The organism is Mesorhizobium sp. M1050, from assembly GCF_040318715.1.
In the GTDB taxonomy this organism is placed as follows: Bacteria; Pseudomonadota; Alphaproteobacteria; order Rhizobiales; family Rhizobiaceae; genus Mesorhizobium.
Map to the genome: position 1 here is coordinate 90138 of NZ_JAMYMV010000008.1, position 16874 is coordinate 107011.

Annotated in this window: 13 protein-coding genes; 5 read left to right on the forward strand and 8 right to left on the reverse strand. The window is 63.8% G+C overall.

Translation table 11 applies throughout. The features are described 5' to 3' along the window. Positions 1-19 precede the first annotated feature (19 nt). From NKH57_RS07315 to NKH57_RS07330, 4 genes are all read left to right on the forward strand, one after another. Positions 20-1321 (forward strand): cytosine deaminase, encoded by a 1302-nt coding sequence (locus NKH57_RS07315; protein WP_352943015.1) that lies wholly within the window; start codon positions 20-22, stop codon positions 1319-1321. Further along, entirely contained in the window at positions 1321-2724 is a 1404-nt protein-coding gene (locus NKH57_RS07320) for an FAD-binding oxidoreductase (RefSeq protein WP_352603074.1), read from the forward strand. The genes NKH57_RS07315 and NKH57_RS07320 overlap by 1 nt, the downstream gene beginning before the upstream one ends. 202 nt (positions 2725-2926) lie before the next feature. Then, positions 2927-3508: an NAD(P)H-dependent oxidoreductase gene (locus NKH57_RS07325; RefSeq protein WP_352602857.1), complete on the forward strand. Its 582-nt coding sequence runs from the start codon at positions 2927-2929 to the stop codon at positions 3506-3508. Continuing rightward, positions 3508-4095, forward strand: a complete 588-nt coding sequence (locus NKH57_RS07330; RefSeq protein WP_352828484.1) for an NAD(P)H-dependent oxidoreductase — start codon at positions 3508-3510, stop codon at positions 4093-4095. The genes NKH57_RS07325 and NKH57_RS07330 overlap by 1 nt, the downstream gene beginning before the upstream one ends. A 169-nt stretch (positions 4096-4264) precedes the next feature. On the opposite strand, the gene NKH57_RS07335 is transcribed toward NKH57_RS07330, so the two are convergent. From NKH57_RS07335 to NKH57_RS07355, 5 genes are all read right to left on the reverse strand, one after another. Then, complete coding sequence (locus NKH57_RS07335; protein ID WP_352943019.1) at positions 4265-6715, reverse strand: GcvT family protein; 2451 nt, start codon at positions 6713-6715, stop codon at positions 4265-4267. Further along, positions 6712-7893: a pyridoxal phosphate-dependent aminotransferase gene (locus tag NKH57_RS07340; RefSeq protein ID WP_352943021.1), complete on the reverse strand. Its 1182-nt coding sequence runs from the start codon at positions 7891-7893 to the stop codon at positions 6712-6714. The genes NKH57_RS07335 and NKH57_RS07340 overlap by 4 nt, the downstream gene beginning before the upstream one ends. Then, a complete protein-coding gene (locus NKH57_RS07345) occupies positions 7886-8791 on the reverse strand; it encodes a homocysteine S-methyltransferase family protein (protein WP_352943024.1) in 906 nt (301 codons plus the stop codon). Before NKH57_RS07345 ends, NKH57_RS07340 begins: the two co-directional genes overlap by 8 nt. Further along, on the reverse strand, positions 8788-11241 hold the full coding sequence (locus NKH57_RS07350) for a GcvT family protein (RefSeq protein ID WP_352943027.1): 2454 nt from the start codon (positions 11239-11241) through the stop codon (positions 8788-8790). The genes NKH57_RS07345 and NKH57_RS07350 overlap by 4 nt, the downstream gene beginning before the upstream one ends. A 99-nt stretch (positions 11242-11340) precedes the next feature. Beyond that, on the reverse strand, positions 11341-11883 hold the full coding sequence (locus NKH57_RS07355; RefSeq protein WP_352943188.1) for a helix-turn-helix domain-containing protein: 543 nt from the start codon (positions 11881-11883) through the stop codon (positions 11341-11343). A gap of 225 nt (positions 11884-12108) precedes the next feature. On the opposite strand from NKH57_RS07355, the gene NKH57_RS07360 reads away from it, so the two are divergent. Beyond that, positions 12109-12813 (forward strand): nitroreductase, encoded by a 705-nt coding sequence (locus NKH57_RS07360; protein WP_352943030.1) that lies wholly within the window; start codon positions 12109-12111, stop codon positions 12811-12813. 110 nt (positions 12814-12923) lie between these two features. Here the strand turns inward: NKH57_RS07360 and soxG are convergent, their stop codons facing one another. From soxG to NKH57_RS07375, 3 genes are read right to left on the reverse strand one after another with little or no spacing between them, the layout of a single operon-like run. Then, a complete protein-coding gene (gene soxG / locus NKH57_RS07365) occupies positions 12924-13541 on the reverse strand; it encodes a sarcosine oxidase subunit gamma family protein (RefSeq protein WP_352943032.1) in 618 nt (205 codons plus the stop codon). Further along, entirely contained in the window at positions 13534-16527 is a 2994-nt protein-coding gene (locus NKH57_RS07370) for a sarcosine oxidase subunit alpha (RefSeq protein ID WP_352943035.1), read from the reverse strand. Before NKH57_RS07370 ends, soxG begins: the two co-directional genes overlap by 8 nt. After that, positions 16524-16820: a sarcosine oxidase subunit delta gene (locus NKH57_RS07375; protein WP_023757771.1), complete on the reverse strand. Its 297-nt coding sequence runs from the start codon at positions 16818-16820 to the stop codon at positions 16524-16526. The genes NKH57_RS07370 and NKH57_RS07375 overlap by 4 nt, the downstream gene beginning before the upstream one ends. Positions 16821-16874: the final 54 nt, after the last annotated feature.

Consider the following 16874-nt stretch of genomic DNA (forward strand, 5'->3'; position numbering starts at 1 on the left):
AGACAGAGGGGGGCAGGCCTTGATACCAGCCTCCGGCTCTTATCAGCTCGCCAACGTCCGTGTTCATCAATCACTGACGTCGGGCCTTACTGCAACTTACGATGATGATGGTTTCGCCCTGGCTGACATTACCGTTGCCGACGGCAAAGTCGCCTGCATTGCAGCGCATGGCAAATTGAAGGCACGTGCCGATGCCGTCGACCTTGCCGGCCGCATAGTGCTGCCGTGCTTCATCGACTGCCACACGCATATCGACAAGGGCCATATCTGGCCGCGAATGCCCAATCCCGACGGCACCTTCATGGGTGCGCTGAACGCCACCGGCACCGACCGTGCCGCTCGCTGGAGCGCAGAGGACGTGGCGCGGCGCATGGATTTTTCGCTGCGCTCGGCCTATGCGCATGGCACAAGGGCGCTGCGCACGCATCTCGATAGCGTCGCACCGCAGGAGGAGATCTCCTGGCCGGTGTTCGAGACGATGCGCGAGGCATGGCGCGGCCGTATCGAGTTGCAGGGCGCGTGCCTGATCGGCATCGAGGGCGTGCGCGACAAGAAGTGGTTCGACAGGCTGGCCAAGCGGGTCGCCGCCGCGAAGGGCGTGCTCGGGGTCGTCACCTATATGGTGCCGGACCTCGAAGAGCTGCTTGACCATGTCTTCGCGCAGGCGATCAAGCATGGCCTCGATCTCGATTTCCATGCCGACGAGACCGACGATGTTGCCGCCATATCGCTGAAGAAGATCGCGGAAGCCGCCCTTTGGAACGGCTTCGAGAGCAAGATCCTCATCGGCCATTGCTGTTCGCTGGCGCGCCAGCCGGACCTCGATGTGCTGGACACGCTGGACAAGGTGGCGAAGGCGGGGCTGGCCGTCGTGTCGCTGCCGATGTGCAATCTCTATCTGCAGGACCGGCGCGGCAACGGCACCACGCCGCGCTGGCGTGGCGTGACGCTGCTGCATGAGATGAAGGCGAGGGGCATTCCGGTGGCGGTCGCATCCGACAATACGCGCGACCCGTTCTATGCCTATGGCGATCTCGACATGCTGGAGGTCTACCGCATGGCGACGCGCATCCTGCATTTCGATCATCCGGTCGCCGACTGGCCGCAAGCAATCACCGCGACGCCGGCCAAAGTGATGCGGCTCGACGGCTTCGGTACGCTCGCCGCTGGTGGCGATGCCGATTTCATCGTGTTCAAAGGTCGAAGCTGGACGGAATTGCTGTCGCGGCCCGAATCGGATCGCGTTGTCGTGCGCGGCGGCAGGGCGATCGACCGGCAATTGCCCGACTATGCCGAACTCGACGAACTGATGGTGGAATGATGGACGTTTCGGCGCTCAAACGCGATCTCGAAGGCCTGAAGGTCGACGACAATCCGGCCATCGTCCAGCAGAAGAGCCGCGATTTCTATTGGTATAGCCCGGTGCTGAGGCAGCAGCTCGATCATGTCACCGGCGATTTGATCGTGACGCCGAAGACCGAGGCCGAACTGATCCGCGTGCTTGCGACCTGCCATCGCCATGGCGTGCCGGTAACGCCGCGCGGCAGCGGCACCGGCAATTACGGGCAGGCGATGCCGCTCTCCGGCGGCGTCGTGCTCAACCTTGCCGAAATGAATGAAATCAAGTCGATCGCGCCGGGTCGCGTGGTGACCGGACCGGGAGCCATTCTGGCCGACATCGACAAGGCAACGCGGGCGCATTCCGGCCAGGAGCTTCGGCTGTCGCCGTCCACCTATAACACAGCCTCGATCGGCGGCTTCATCGCCGGCGGTTCGGGTGGCGTCGGTTCGATCAATTTTGGTGGCCTGCGCGATTTCGGCAATGTGCTGCGGCTGCGCGTGGTGACGATGGAAGCGGAGCCGAAAGTGCTCGAACTCACCGGCGAGGACCTGCACAAGGTGACCCATGCCTATGGCACCAACGGCATCATCACCGAAGTCGAGATGCCGCTGACCGCCGCTTACGATTGGGTCGACGTCATCGTTGGCTTCGACGCTTTCATGGATGCGGCCCGCTACGGCAACGCGCTGGCCTGCCAGGACGGCATCCTGACCAAGCTGATCACGCCGATAGCGGCACCCGTGCCGCAGCTCTATTTCAAGCGCCACCAGAAATTCCTTCGGGAAGGGCAGAGCATTTGCGTGGTCATGGTGGCGCGGCACGGGCTCGATGCCTTCCTGGCCTTCACCCGGCGCGCCGGCGGCGAAGTGATCTTTAACGCCGCCACCGTGACGCCGGAGGAGAAAAAGGGCTTGCCGCCGGCCTATGAGCTGGCCTGGAACCACACGACGCTCAGGGCGCTGCGCGTCGACCCTTCGATCACCTATCTGCAATCGCTTTATCCCTTTCCCCACCAGCTGGCGCTGGTCGAAAAGATGGACGCGATGTTTCCGGGCGAGGTTTTTTCGCATCTGGAATTCGTGCGGCTGGACGGCAACATCACCTGCTTCGGCTTGCCATTGGTCAAATTCACCACCGAAGCGCGGCTCGACGAGATCGTGCGCCTGCATGAGGAGAACGGCTGCCCGATCTTCAACCCGCATCGCTACACGTTGGAAGAGGGCGGCATGAAGCAGACGGACGCGGTGCAGCTTGCCTTCAAGCGGGAGACTGATCCGCAAGGGTTGCTCAACCCCGGCAAGATGATCGCCTGGGAGAATCCGGACTACGACTACCGATCGGGTCGGACATTCCTGTTCAAGGGGCTGCAGAGGATGGGATGAGAGGTTCGCGCTTGAGCACCCCCTTCTGTCCTGCCGGACATCTCCCCCGCAAGGGGGGAGATTGGCAGCCTCTCGGTCGCGACCATTCTGCGGCGTTGAAAGTTGGCGAAAGCGATGCGGCGGTCCGATCTCCCCCCTTGCGGGGGAGATGCCCGGCAGGGCAGAGGGGGGTGCCTCGCGCTGACCTGGGGGATATTCCCCTGTGAACATCCTCGTCCTCTACGCCCATCCGGTCGAGACCAGCTTCAATGCCGGCCTGCACCGGATGATCGTGGAGCGGTTGACGGCAGCGGGCCATACCGTCGATGACTGTGACCTCTATGCCGAGGATTTCGATCCTCGGCTGACGCGCCGGGAAAGGCTGGACTATCACAACCAGCGCGGCTCCTCCGATGCGGTGGCTTCCTATGTCGAACGCCTGCTGCGGGCGGATGCGCTGGTGCTTTCCTATCCGGTCTGGAACTACGGCTTTCCGGCGATCCTGAAAGGCTTCTTCGATCGCGTCTTCCTGCCGGGCGTGTCGTTCAAGCTGGTCAACGGCAAGGTGCAGCCGTCGCTGCACAATATCCGTAAGGTTGCAGCGGTGACCACCTATGGCGGCAGCCGGTTCCGCGCCATGCTGATGGGCGATCCGCCCCGCAAATTGATCAAGCGTATGCTGCGCGCCACCGTAAAACCGGGCGCGCCGGTGAGCTATCTCGCTCACTATGCAATGAACCTGTCTACAGACGGCACGCGCAAGGCCTTCGCGGCAAGAGTCGCAGCCAGCATGGACGCCTTCTGATGCGCGCGCTGTTGGTCTACTGCCATCCGGTGCCGGAGAGTTTTTGCGCCGCAATCCGCGATACCGCCGTGGACGTGCTGAAGGCGAGGGGCTGGGAGGTGCGGCTGCTCGACCTCTATGCCGAGAAATTCGACCCGGTGATGACCTGCGACGAGCGGCGCTCCTACAACGACCAGGCGCCGCAGGACCCGGCGCTGAGGCCGCATTTCGAACTGCTCAACTGGGCCGAAGCGATCCTGTTCGTCTATCCGACCTGGTGGTATGGGCTGCCGGCGATGCTGAAGGGCTGGCTCGACCGGGTGTGGGCGACGGATGTCGCCTTCAAGCTGCCTGCTGGCAAGGGACGCATCAAGTCGCTGATGACGCACGTGACCAAGGTCGGCGTCATCACCACTTGCGGCGCGCCGACCTGGTGGAGCGTCGTCGTCGGCCAGCCCGGACGCAAGACCCTTTTGCGCGGCATGCGGGCGCTGTGCGCCACGCGTTGCCGGACATTCTTCCTGGCGCACTATCTGATGGATTCCTCGACGCCACGGACGCGCGCAGCGTTTCTGGCGAAGGTGCGGGCGAAGCTGGAGCGGTTTTGAGTTTTTCACCCTCCCCCTTGTGGGGAGGGTCGCGCAGCAAATGCCGCAAAGCGGCTTTTGCGAAGCGGGGTGGGGTCCTCGTAGGGCGCTATCCCCTACCCCGTCCCGCAATCTCCGCTCCGCTCCGACCGCGAGCCGACCCTCCCCACAAGGGGGAGGGTAAGAGGTGCTATATCCTCACCCGCTCGGATTTCGGATCATACATCGGCTTCAGCGACGCTTCCGCCGCAAAACGCTCGCCGGCGATCTCGATCTCGTAGGATGAGCCCAGCACATCCGCCTCGCTCTCGCCCTGGCACTTGATATAGCCCAGCCCGACGGCGCCGCCGAGGTGATGGCCGTAATTGCCTGATGTGATCGGACCGACGATCTTGCCGTCGCGCAGGATCGCTTCATTGTGGAAGAGCAGGGGTTGCGGGTCCTTCAGGCGAAACTGGACCAGCCGGCGTGACAGGCCGGCTTCCTTCTTCTTCAATACTGCATCACGGCCAATGAAGTCGCCCTTGGCCGTTCTAACCGCAAAGCCGAGGCCGGCTTCCAGCACGTCGTCCTCATCGGTGATGTCATGGCCGAAATGCCGAAAAGCCTTTTCGATGCGGCAGGAATCCAGCGTGTGCAGGCCGCAGAGTTTCAGCCCGACATCGGCCCCTGCGTCTTCGATCGCTTCGAAGATATGGGCTGCCTGGTCGGTCGAGACATAGAGTTCCCAGCCGAGCTCGCCGACATAGGTGACGCGGTGAGCGCGGGCCAGGCCCATGCCGACCTCGATCTCCTGGAACGTACCGAACGGATTGGCTTCGTTGGAGAAATCGTTCGGGCTCACCTTCTGGATCAGCTTTCGCGAGTCCGGCCCCATCAGGCAGAGCACGCTTTCGGCGGCCGTCACATCGGTGATGACGACGAATTCGTCGGTGAGGTGTTTTCTCAGCCAGGCGAGATCGCGCTGCAGCGTGGCGCCGGGAACGACCAGAAAGAATGCCGTCTCCGACAGGCGCGAGACGGTGAGGTCGCTCTCGATGCCGCCGCGCTGGTTGAGCATCTGGGTATAGACGATCTTGCCCGGCGCGACGTCCATGTCGTTGGCGCATAGTTTTTGCAGGAAGGCACAGGCGTCGCGGCCCTCGACGCGGATCTTGCCGAAGGAGGTCATGTCGAACAGGCCGACCTTGTTTCTGACCGCGAGATGTTCTTCGCGCTGGTTGTCGAACCAGTTCTGCCGCTTCCAGGAATAGCGGTATTCGCGCTCCTGGCCCTCGCGAGCGAACCAGTTTGCGCGCTCCCAGCCGGCGACTTCGCCGAAGACAGCGCCGCGCGCCTTCAGATGCTCATGCAGGGGCGAGCGGCGGACATTCCTCGATGTCGCCATCTGGCGATAAGGGAAATGGTCGGCATAGAGCAAGCCGAGCGTTTCGGAGACCCGCTCCTTGAGATACCGGCGGTTCTTCTGGAACGGCTGGGCGCGGCGGATATCGACTTCCCAAAGGTCGAAAGGCGCTTCGCCATCGTTGATCCACTGCGCCAGCGCCATGCCGGCGCCGCCGGAGGAGACGATGCCGATCGAATTATAGCCGGTCGCCATCCAGTAGCCGGACAATTCTGGTGCCTCGCCAAGATAATAGCGGTCGTCCGGCGTGAAACTCTCGGGCCCGTTGAAGAAGGTGTGGATGCCGGCGGTCGCCAGCATCGGCATGCGGTTGACGCCCATTTCGAGGATCGGCTCGAAATGGTCCATATCCTCGGGCAGTTGGTCGAAGCAGAAATCCTCTGGGATGCCGTCCATGCCCCAGGGCTTTGCCACCGGCTCGAAGGCGCCCAGCATCATCTTGCCAGCGTCCTCCTTGTAGTAGGCGCATTCGTCGGGCACGCGCAGGACCGGCAGCCGGCCGAGGCCGGGGATCGGCTCTGTGACGAGATAAAAATGCTCGCAGGCATGCAGCGGGATGGTGACGCCGTTCTGCGCGCCAAGCTCGCGCGCCCACATGCCGGCGCAGTTGACGACAATTTCGGCTTCGATGGTGCCTTGGTCTTCGCCCTGTGCCCAGGACACGCCGGTGACGCGACCAGCCCTGGTGTGGATCTTGGTGACCTTCACATTCTCGACGATTGTGGCGCCGCGCTGGCGCGCGCCCTTGGCCAGCGCCATGGCGATGTTGGCGGGGTCGCACTGGCCGTCGAGCGGCAGATGCACGGCGCCGACGACATCGGAGACATTGAGATGAGGGTACATCTCCTTGACTTCGTTGGGCGAAATCTCGCGGACATCGACATCGAAGGCGCGGGCGAGAGAGGCTTGTCGATAAATCTCGTGCTTGCGCTCCTCGGTCAGCGCCACGGTGATCGAGCCAACCTGGCGCATGCCGGTGCCGACGTCGGTCTCGGCTTCCAGCTCGACGTAAAGGTCGGCGGAATATTTCGCTAGCCGCGTCATGTTCTGCGAACCGCGCAACTGGCCGATCAGGCCGGCAGCATGCCATGTCGTGCCCGACGTCAGTTGCTTGCGTTCCAGGAGCACGATGTCGGTCCAGCCGAGCTTGGCAAGGTGATAGGCGACCGAACAGCCGGAGACGCCGCCGCCGATGATGACGGCTCTGGCTTTGGCGGGAACTGCCTTGCCCGTCATGCGGCCTCGCGACGGTAGCTGGAGGCAAAGCGGCGCAGCCGGAGCGCTGCTTCCTGCAGCACGGGTTCGGGCTGGCAGAGGCTGATGCGAATATGGCCGGCTGCGGCTTCGCCGAAGCTGGAGCCGGGCATCACGGCGACATTCTCCTTGTCGAGCAGAGCCCAGGCGAATTTCTCGTCGTCGGGTTCGAACGCACGTATGTCGAGCATGACAAACATGCCGCCCTCGGAACCGCGCACGTTGACATTGTTCATCCCACGCACGGCGTCGAGCAGGACGGTGCGGCGCGCCGCATAGCGCTCGGCGATCTCCCTGACGCCATAGCGGTTCTCCAGCGCCTCGGCGCAGGCGATCGAGGTGAAGGCCGGCAGGCCGTAAGTCGTCACCAGATTGAGATTGGTGAGCAGTGTGATCATCGCCTCCGGGCCTGTCAGCCAGCCCATGCGCCAGCCGGTCATGCCGTGGCTCTTGGACATCGAATTGATGACCAGCGTTCGTTCGGCCATGCCGGGCAGCGAGCGCGGCGAGACATGCTCGCCGCCGCCCAGCGTCCAATAGACTTCGTCCGACAGCAGCCAGAGGTCATGCTCGCGGCAGATTTCGGCCAGCTGTTCCAGCCGTTCGCGCGAATAGACCGCACCGGTGGGGTTGTTCGGCGTGTTGATGAGAATGGCGCGCGTGTTGGGCCGGAGTGCTGCGCGGATCATCTCGGCACGCGGCTGGAAGCCGTCCTCGGCGGGTGTCTCGACCACGGTGAAACTGGCGCCGGCGGCGCTGAACGTGTTGGGATAGGTGGCGTAATAGGGCGCCACCACGATGGCGTGGTCGCCCTGGTCGAGCACGGCCTGCACGGCCGCGTAGAGTGCGGCCTGGCCACCCGGCGTGGCGATGACTTGATCCGGCGTCGTCTCGACGCCGGTGCAGGCGCTCGAGGCTGCCGCCATCGCCTTGCGCAGGCGCGGCAGGCCGGAAAGCGGCGTGTAGTGGTGATTGCTGCCGCGAACCGCGGTCACGCACGCTTCGATCGTTTGCGAAGGTGTGTCGAAGTCGTGATCGCCGACCGACAGCATGATGATGTCTTCGCCGGCCGCTTTGCGGGCCCAGGCGGCCGAATGGACTTCCCAGCCGTCCTTGCCGGAGGGCACGATGCCGGAAATGCGCGATGATGGTCTAGGCATGCAAAACTCCCGAAATTTCGTAGCCGGCCTGTTCGAGCCGGTCGCGCAGAGCAGCGATATGCGGCGGTCCGACTTCACAGCAGCCGCCGACAATGTCAGCGCCGGCCTCGACCCAGCCGATCGCCTGGTCGGCATAGGCGTCCGGACCAAGGTCGTGACGGGCATGCAGCACATCGACGGTGCCGCCATGCTTGAGGGCTTCGGTGGAGGTGAAGCCATTGGCGTAGGCGCCGACAGGGCCGCCGAGTTCGATCAGTTCAGGCAAGGCCGCGGCGATCGCTTCCGGCCGGCAGCAGTTGAGCAGCCGCGCCGCGACGGCCAAGCCGTCGAGCGCGCTTGCCGCGGCGGCTATTGTCTCGCCACTGCGCAGCCGCGGCTTGCCATGATCGGCCAGCGTCCACGACACCCAAACCGGCTTGCCGCTTTCCGACGCCGCGGTGACAGCAGCGCGCGCCTCCTCGGTGGATGCCATGGTTTCGCACAGGAACAGGTCGACACCATCCGCCTGCTCGGCAACGATGCGGCGATAGATGTCGAGCGTATCCTGATATGAGATGGTCAGTGCCGGCGCGTAGCTGCCGAACAGCGGCGACAGGCAGCCGGCGATGGTTGCCTCACCGGCCTGCTCGCAAGCTTGCCTGGCCAATTCGATGCCGCGCTTCTGCAACGGCTTGAAGAGGTCTTCCGCGCCCTCGCGCGCCAGGCGTTCGGGTGTTGCCGAATAGGTGTTGATCGTAATGACACGGGCGCCGGCACGGATGAATTCCGCGTGTAGGTCGCGTACCAGATCCGGCTCATCGATCAGCACCCGGGCCGACCATAGCGGCGTCGGCTCGGATTGGCTGCGGCGGACCAGTTCCTGGCCCATGCCGCCATCGGTGAGGATGACCTTCTTCATGCGCGCAGCCTGTCGTTCTTCGGATCCCACAGCGGCTCGTCTTTCTGCACGATCGCCTGAAAACGCTCGCCGAAGATCTCGACCTCGATGGCGGTGCCCGGCTCGGCCAGGTCGGCGCGCAGCATGCCGAGCGCGATCGATTTGTCGATGCGATGACCCCAGCCGCCGGACGTCGTTTCGCCGACGATCTTGCCGTCATGCCAGAGTGTAGAAACTGACGGAGCGTCGCAATCGCCGGGGTTTTCCACCACCAGCGTGACGAAGCGCTTTTTCACGCCTTGCTGTTTTTCATTCAGCAACGCCGCCTTGCCGCGGAAGTCGGGCTTGTCCCATTTGACGAAGCGCTCGAGCCCGCCCTGCAGGATCGAATAGTCGGTCGACAGATCGCCTTTCCAGGTGCGGTAGCCTTTTTCGAGCCGCAGCGAATCCAGCGCATACATGCCGAACGGCTTCAGTCCGTGCTGTTGTCCTGAAGCACAGACGGCGTCGAAAATGGCTGCGGTGTCGTCGACCCTGGTGTGGATTTCCCAGCCGAGTTCGCCGGCGAAGGAGACGCGCACAAGTTTCGCCCAGCGACCGGCGATCTTTGTCTCCTGATGCGTCAGCCATGGCAAAGTGAGGTCGGCTTCGCAGACATCGGCGAGGATTTTTCGCGAGTTGGGGCCGGCCAGGATCTGGGTCGAGAATTCCTCGGTCCGGTCGATCAGCCTGAACGGCGCGTCCTTGGGCATGCGCGACTTCAACCACTCGAAATCATGCCATTGCGCGACCGCCGCGGTGATCAGCGTCATCACGTTCTCGTCGTGGCGCACGACGGACATTTCAGTCACGATGCGGCCCTTGTCGTCGGCGAAATAGACGAGGCCGATGCGGCCGGGCTTCGGCACCAACCCGGTGACCTGCAGGCTCAGCCATTCGGCGGCACCCGGGCCTTCCAGGTTGAAGCGGGAGAAGCCCGGCAGGTCCAAAATGCCGGCGGCGTCGCGCACGGCCAGGCATTCCTCGCGCACGCGGTGTTGCCATGGCCCGTCGCGGCGGAAGGTCAGCGTGGCTTCCTCGGAGATGTCGTCGCCGTCCTGCGCGTACCAGGTGGCGCGCTCCCAGCCATTATAGGCGTCGAAGCGGCCACCGAGCGCCTTGATGCGATCGTGGATCGGCGACAGCTTGCGGTCGCGGCCCTCAGGCCAGGCATGGCGCGGAAACTGGATGGCGTATTCGTTGCCGTAGATCTCCATGCCCTTGGCGACGCAATAGTCCGGCGCCGAGGCAAAGGACGTGAAGCGGCGCGGGTCGCAGGACCACATGTCCCATTCGGTCTGGCCCTCGGTCACCCATTCGGCCAGCACCTTGCCGGCGCCGCCGCCCTGGGCGATGCCGAAGGTGAAGACGCAGGCCTCGAAGGCATTGGGAACGCCGGGCATCGGCCCGATCAGCGGATTGCCGTCCGGCGTGTAGGGGATGGGCCCATTGATGACCTTGGACAGGCCGGCGGTGCCAAGGATCGGCACGCGAGCGACGGCGTCGGCCAGATAATGTTCCAGCCGGTCGAGATCGTCGGGGAACAGCTGGAAGGAAAAATCCTCCGGCATCGGGTCGTTGTGGGTCGCCCAGTGCGCACGGCAATTGCGCTCATAGGGGCCGAGATTCATGCCGTTCTTTTCCTGGCGCAGATAGTAGGAGGTATCGACGTCGCGCAGCAGCGGCAGCTTTTTGCCCTGTTCTTTCGACCATGCCGCCAGTTCGGGGATCTCCTCGAACAGGATGTACTGGTGGCTCATCACCATCATCGGCACGTCGCGGCCGAACATCCGGCCGACTTCGGCGGCGCGGTAGCCGGCGGCATTGACGACGATCTCGCAGCGGATCTCGCCTTGTGCCGTCTCGACCACCCACTCGTCATTCTCACGGCGCACGCCTGTGACCGGGCAGAAGCGGATGATCTTCGCGCCCATGTCGCGCGCGCCCTTGGCCAGCGCCTGGGTGAGCTGTGCCGGGTCGATGTCGCCGTCACTCGGGTCGTAGAGCGCGCCTTTCAGATCATGCGTCTCGATGAAAGGATAGCGGCGCTGGATTTCGTCGACGCCGACAATGTCGATGTCCATGCCCTGGTAGCGGCCCATGCCCTTGGCGCGCTGAAATTCCTGCATGCGCTCTTTCGTATGAGCAAGGCGCAGCGAGCCGGTGACGTGATAGTTCATGGGATAGTCGACCGCGTCGGCCAGCCCGCGATAAAGCTCGGTCGAGTAGCGCTGCATGTTCATCAGCGACCAGGACGAGGAGAAGGTCGGCACATTGCCGGCGGCATGCCAGGTCGAGCCGGAGGTCAGCTCGTTCTTTTCAAGCAATACGCAGTCGGTCCAGCCCGCCTTGGCGAGATGATAGAGCGCGGAGGTGCCGACGGCGCCGCCTCCGATGATCACCACGCGCGCCGTGCTCGGCAAACCCGCCATGTTCTTCTCCCAAACCTGAAGCGCGTCGCGCTTCTATTTTTGTTTTGATGCATGTCGTTCTCCCAAAACCGCTGCACACTTTTGGGCGACATGCATTCTTCAATAGACTGGTGGTGAAACCACCCAGATGACAATTGCCGGCTCGGAACCCGGATTGCGCCAACGGTAGGGCTTGCCTTCGAAGCGAAAGGAATCGCCCTCGCCAAGCCGATGCCAGACGCCGGCTATTTCGATGTCGAACAGTCCGGATGCGACGTACCCGGCTTCCTCGGTCGGCCGCTGTGCCTCGGCTTTCAGTTCGGCACCCGGCGCGAAGACCGAACGCACCATCTCGAAGCTACCGCCGAGATCGGGCGACAGAAGCTCCTCCACCAGGCCGGATTCGCTTGTGCCAAGCGTGCGGCGCCTGCCGGCGCGCACAACCACGCCGCGCTCGCTTTCAACAGGCACGTCATGGCTGAAGAACAGGCTGATCGGCACGCCGAACAGTTCGGCGAAGGCCCTGAGGTCGCCGAGCGATGGCGTCGACAGGCCACGCTCGACCTGGCTGACCCAGCCGACCGAACGGCCAAGCTTCAGGCCGATCTCGGCCAGCGTCAGCCCGCGCGCCTTGCGCAAGGCCCTGATATCGCTAGCCAGCACGCGCTCGTCAGGTCCCTGCAATGTTCGTGCGGTAGTCGGCGGCAAAATACTCACTTCATGAAAAATTCCAGTCAAATTTCATGAGAAATCAGGATCGTGAAAAAATCAAGTGGATTTTCACGGATGCACAAGATTTGCTTGCGCGATTTTGGCGGTTCATGCAAAGGCTCGGGCACGAACGGCGAGTGGGGACGTCTGGTCGAGACGAGGGTTAAGGGACGGCCCATGCTGAAAAACAACACCCGAATTGCGGGCGATGCCGAGATCGTCGATGAGGCGATCCTGTCGCGCCGTTCGGTGCGCGCGTTTCTGCCCGACATGGTCGACGACGACACCATTCGCGATATTCTGGCGGTCGCGGCGCGTGCTCCGTCCGGGACCAACATGCAGCCATGGAAGGTCTACGTCACCAAGGGCGAGACCAAGCAGCGGATATCAGACGCCATTCTCAATTCGGGCATTCGCGCCGAAAAGGCCGACTGGGACGAGTACCGCTACTATCCCACCCAGTTCTTCGAGCCGTATCTGACCCGCCGCCGCGCCAACGGTTTCGGGCTCTATGGCGCGCTTGGCATCGGCCGCCGCGAGGTCGACAAGATGCGCGCCCAGCACGACCGCAACTTCGTCTTCTTCGATGCGCCGGTCGGCATGATCTTCACCATCGACCGCCGGCTCAACCAGGGCTCATGGATCGACTACGGCATGTTCCTGCAGAACATCATGGTCGCGGCGCGGGGCAGGGGTTTGCACACGTGCCCACAAGCAGCGTTTGCACCCTACCATCGTCAGATAAGGCCGGTGCTCAACATTCCCGACGAGGAGATCGTCGTCTGCGGCATGGCGCTTGGCCATGAGGACCTATCCAAACCGGAAAACACCTTCCGCACCGATCGCGTGCCGCTGGAAGAGTGGGTGACGTTCAGCGAATAAGCCGGCCGGCTAGGAATCCGGGTGGTAGGTAGGCAAGCAGCGCCCAGAGCGTGATGACGCCCTCGATCACGAACTGGAGGCGGAAGTCGTCGGCGAGAGGCCGGCCGCCTCTACTGCACCTCGTAGCCGACTTCCTCGCTTGCGTGACAGAGCGCCTTCCAGAACGACCGGGCGAAGGAGCGGAAGACGTAGATGTCGAACTGGTCGGCGCCGGTGCGCTGGATCTGGGCGAAGACATCGTGATGGGCGGTCGAGCGGCCGACGCCGACCGGGAAGGCAGGCAGCGAAAAGTCGATGGCGAAGAACTTTGCCAGCACCCATTCGGCCTTCGGCCCGGCAATGCGGATCACGGTGCGGCCATGCGAGAGGTCGGTGATCGTACCGATGGCCGGGGTAACCAGCTTGGCAAAGGCAGCGGCCAACTCCTCGGCCTCGTCGGCAACGGTGAACTTTCCAGGCGCGAAGCCGAACACCGACTTCACGCCGTCGCTCGCTCCGCCGCCGGCACCGTCCGGCAGCGCAAGCCCAGTGACGGTGTGGATGGCTGATATCAGCTTCTTCTCTTCGCCAGGCCAGGCGGCGAGCTGCACGATCGAGCCCGGCCGCGTCTCGGTCAGGATGATCTCGACGCCGTGCTCGAAATTGCCGTGCGAGCCGACGTGAAATTCCGGCTCGAGTGGCGACAAGTGCTCTGGCGGCTTGCGCTCGGGTGATTGGCGCTCAACCATGCATGCGACTCCCGTCCGGATCGAAGAAGTGGTTGGAGACGATCTCGACCGGTCCGAACCGGTTGCGCAAGGGATCCGAGACATGGGCGCGCGTGCCTTGCCTGGCCTTGCCGCCCTTGACCAGCGCCAGCGCGATATGCTTGCCGAGCGCCGGCGAATAGCAGCAGGCGGTGATGTGGCCGATGGAACCGTGCGGATTGGCCTCGTCCAGTTCTTCGACGATGTGCGCTCCGCCGTTGAGTGGCCGGTTGTCGAGCGAAATCAGGCCGACCAGTTCCAGGCGGTCAGCGGCGGTCAGGCCTTCGCGGTCCATCATCGCCGAGCCGATGAACGGCTTCTTCTTCGACAGCATCCAGTCGAGATGCAAATCGCGCGCAGTAGTGCGGCCGTCGATCTCGGCGCCGGTGACATGGCCCTTTTCGATGCGCATCGTGCCCAGTGCTTCAAGACCGTAGGTGACGAGCCCGAACGGTCTGCCGGCCTCGACCAGCGCCTCCCAGACATGGGTGCCATAGCCTGCGCCGGAATAGACTTCGAACGCCATTTCGCCGGAGAACGACAACCGGCAAATCATCACCGGTACGCCTGATATCTCGCCACGAACGATGCCCATGAACGGCAAGGTAGCGTTGTCCACCGCTGTGCCAGTGACACATGTAGCAAGGATCTGCCTGGCCTTGGGCCCACCGATCGCGGCGCCCGCCCATTCGTCGGTCACCGAGGTGACGTGGACTTTCAGCTCCGGCCAGATCACGTCGAGGAAATATTCGAGATGCTGCATCACCTTGCCAGCGTTGGCCGTGGTGGTGGTCATCAGGAAATCCTGCTCGCCGAGTCGCCAGGTGGTGCCGTCGTCGAAGGCGAGGCCGTCCTCGCGCAGCATGAGGCCGTAGCGGGCCTTGCCGACGGCGAGCGTCGAAAACATGTTGGTGTAGACGCGGTCGAGGAACAGAGCGGCGTCGGGCCCTTGCACCGCAATCTTGCCCAGTGTCGAGACATCGACGATGCCGGCGCTCTCGCGCGTCGCCTTGGCTTCGCGGACATAGGCCTGCTCGACCGTCTCGCCGGCATGGCCGTAGATCATCGGACGGTACCAGAGGCCGGCGGAATACATCGTTGCACCATTGGCTAGATGCCAGTCATGCATCGGCGTCAGCCGTTCGGGCTTCAGGTCGCCGAAGCGCTCGGCCGCCAGCGAACCGATCGAAACCGGTGCAAAGGGCGGCCGGAAGCGCGTCGTGCCGACCTCTGGGATCGGCTTGCCCAGCGCTTCGGCCATGATGGCAAGGCCGGGCACGTTGGAGCTCTTGCCCTGGTCGGTCGCCATGCCGAGCGTGGTGTAGCGCTTCAGATGCTCGACCGAGACAAAGCCTTCGCGATGCGCCAGCCGCACGTCCTCGGCGGTGACGTCGTGCTGGAAGTCGACAAAGCTCTTGCCCTTGGCCCTGATCTCGAACACCGGGGCAGGACGGGGGTCACAAGGCAAGGATTCGATAATCGGGTACGCCATCGGCGTGACTGTTGCGCCGATCGCCGAAAAACCAGCGTTGCGGCCGTCCAGTATTGCCTCGAGGGTCATGAAATGGCCGTTGAAGGCGCCGGCGCCGACCCATTTCTGCGTCGGCTTCGGCGGCAGGAAAGCTTGCAACGCCTCGTTCCATTCCGCTTTGGCGCCAGCCTGGCTTGCGAGATGGATGGTCGGCGACCAGCCGCCGGACATCAGCAGGCAATCGGCATGGATGCTGCGCGCGTCGCCGGCGAGCGTTCCGTTGGTCATGTCGAAGCGTTGCAGCTTGAGGCCGGACAGCGCCTTGCCACCTTCGGTGGCGACGACGGCGTAACCGGCGAAGATCTCGGCTTCGGCTTCCGTGGCCAGCTTGCGCATCTCTGGCGACAGCTCCGGCCTGATATCGGCGATGGCAACGATCGCGGCACCGGCCTTCTTCAAGGCGACGGCTGCCCGGTAGGCGCTGTCATTGTTGGTGAACAGCGCGATCCGCTCCCCCGGCAGCACGCCGAACTCGTTGGCATAGCGCTCGGCGGCGTGCGCCAGCATCACGCCTGGCCGGTCATTGCCGGGGAACACCAGCGGCCGTTCGAAAGCGCCGGTGGCCAGCACCACGGATTTGGCGCGGATCGCCCAGTAGCGATGGCGCGGCTCGCCTTTGCCTGGCTGCTCCTTGTGATCGTTGACCCGTTCGAGCGCGGCGAGCGTGTTGTTGTCGTAGTAGCCCCACACCGTGGTGCGCGGCAAAAGGCGGACATTGTCGCGGCCTTCGAGCTGGGCGACTATGCGGCGAGCCCAATCGGCGGCCGGTGCGCCATCGATGGTCTCGTCGGACCAGCTGGCCGAGCCGCCGAAACGCGGCTCGAGATCGGCCAGCATGACGCGGGCGCCCAGATCGGCGGCGGTCTTGGCTGCCATCAGGCCGGCCGGGCCGGAGCCGACCACCAGCACATCGCAAAATGCGTTCATGCGCTCATAGCGGGCCGGGTCCTTGGCCGATCCGGCGCTGCCGAGCCCGGCGGCACGACGGATGAAATGCTCGCAGAACATCCAGAAGCGCGTGCCCTTCAGCGGGCCGAACACCGGTCCCATGAACGTCTTGTAGTAGAAGCCCGCCGACAGGATCTTGCCGCCGAGTTGGTTGACGGCGTTAATGTCCCAGGCAAGGGAGGGAAAGCGGTTCTGGCTGATGGCAACCAGCCCGTCATGGATCTCGACCATGGTCGCCGGAATGTTCGGCTCGCGGACGTCGCCCTTCAGCACTGTCACCAGGGCGTTGGGCTCCTCGACGCCTGCGGTGACCAGGCCGCGCGGGCGGTGGTATTTGAACGAGCGACCGAAGAGGGTGATGCCCTTGGCCAGCAGGGCCGACGCCAGCGTGTCGCCGGCATGGCCGGTGTAGGTCGCGCCGTCGAAGGTGAAGCGGATCGTTTTCAGCCGGTCGATGCGGCCGCCGGTGTCGGTGCGGCGCGGGCTCATGCCTTGTCCTCCGCCTTGCGGCGCGCGGCCGAACCATGATCGCCGCGCACAAAGGCGACGCTGGAAATCTCATGCGTCAGCGTGTTGCGCACGACCCTCAGATGCGCGCGGCAACCACCGGAATGCTGCCAGATCTCGTTGTGTTCGCCGGCCGGGTTCAGGCGGTCATAGACATAGGCGTTCCACGCCTCGAAATTCTGCGAGGCGGGGTCGGGACGCTGACGGTTGCCGTCACCTTGATAGGTAAACTCGATGACGTCGCGCGGGCCGCAATAGGGGCAGGTGATCAGCATCGAATTTTATCTTCTTGGTTGACCATGAGCTTATCGGAAAACCGTTCTCCACTT

Coding starts and splice junctions, on each gene's coding strand:
- NKH57_RS07320 (WP_352603074.1), top strand. CDS start 1,321: ATGGACGTTTCGGCGCTCAAACGCGATCTCGAAGGCCTGAAGGTCGAC.
- NKH57_RS07330 (WP_352828484.1), top strand. CDS start 3,508: ATGCGCGCGCTGTTGGTCTACTGCCATCCGGTGCCGGAGAGTTTTTGC.
- NKH57_RS07335 (WP_352943019.1), bottom strand. CDS start 6,715: ATGACGGGCAAGGCAGTTCCCGCCAAAGCCAGAGCCGTCATCATCGGC.
- NKH57_RS07340 (WP_352943021.1), bottom strand. CDS start 7,893: ATGCCTAGACCATCATCGCGCATTTCCGGCATCGTGCCCTCCGGCAAG.
- NKH57_RS07345 (WP_352943024.1), bottom strand. CDS start 8,791: ATGAAGAAGGTCATCCTCACCGATGGCGGCATGGGCCAGGAACTGGTC.
- NKH57_RS07350 (WP_352943027.1), bottom strand. CDS start 11,241: ATGGCGGGTTTGCCGAGCACGGCGCGCGTGGTGATCATCGGAGGCGGC.
- NKH57_RS07360 (WP_352943030.1), top strand. CDS start 12,109: ATGCTGAAAAACAACACCCGAATTGCGGGCGATGCCGAGATCGTCGAT.
- soxG (WP_352943032.1), bottom strand. CDS start 13,541: ATGGTTGAGCGCCAATCACCCGAGCGCAAGCCGCCAGAGCACTTGTCG.
- NKH57_RS07370 (WP_352943035.1), bottom strand. CDS start 16,527: ATGAGCCCGCGCCGCACCGACACCGGCGGCCGCATCGACCGGCTGAAA.
- NKH57_RS07375 (WP_023757771.1), bottom strand. CDS start 16,820: ATGCTGATCACCTGCCCCTATTGCGGCCCGCGCGACGTCATCGAGTTT.